A 746-nucleotide genomic window follows, 5' to 3' on the forward strand; every position below is an offset into this window, starting at 1 on the left:
AAAAATATACCAACAGTATTACAAAATAAATTATTAGTAAGTATATTACTTTGATGGTATTTGAAGTAATAGAATTTGAATGTAATAAAATAATTTCTATTGGTTTATATGTAAATGGGTCTGGTGGTAATACTGATTGGGGGTAAAAAATGTTGTTTCTTCAAGTAAATCATAATCTAATGCACTTGTTTTAATAACACTATTTCATGCTTGTACATTTCCATTTGGTTTAATAAATTTTGCCATTGTTTGTCATTCACCTTGAAAATTTTGAAATGCAGTAATATTATCATTTAAAGTAAATGGATTTTCTGAATATGTTGTAATTTTAAAATTAGTTTTACCAATAGTTTGTAAATTAATTAAATCAATAACATAACTTTCTAATGTTCCATCTGCTGTCGGATTAAAATCTAATTTATTATCTAAATTAGTTAATTTAGTATCTTTATCTAATGCTTGAAAATCTTGCGATAATATTACAATTTCATCAGTACCACCATTAATATTAATTCTATTTTGTCCTAAATCAATAGTAGAATCTTTGATGGTATTTGAAGTAATAGAATTTGAATGTAATAAAATAATTTCTATTGGTTTATATGTAAATGGGTCTGGTGGTAATACTGATTGGGGGTAAAAAATGTTGTTTCTTCAAGTAAATCATAATCTAATGCACTTGTTTTAATAACACTATTTCATGCTTGTACATTTCCATTTGGTTTAATAAATTTTGCCATTGTTTG

The 746-nt window shown here is 24.3% G+C and carries 1 protein-coding gene; it reads right to left on the reverse strand.

Annotated elements, in window-relative coordinates:
• Positions 1 to 96 precede the first annotated feature (96 nt).
• Positions 97 to 246, reverse strand: coding sequence for a hypothetical protein (locus tag C6B38_RS10215; RefSeq protein ID WP_162475911.1), 150 nt, complete (start codon positions 244 to 246; stop codon positions 97 to 99).
• Positions 247 to 746 lie beyond the last annotated feature (500 nt).

The organism is Spiroplasma sp. ChiS (assembly GCF_002968355.1).
In the GTDB taxonomy this organism is placed as follows: domain Bacteria; phylum Bacillota_I; class Bacilli_A; order Mycoplasmatales; family Mycoplasmataceae; genus Spiroplasma; species Spiroplasma citri.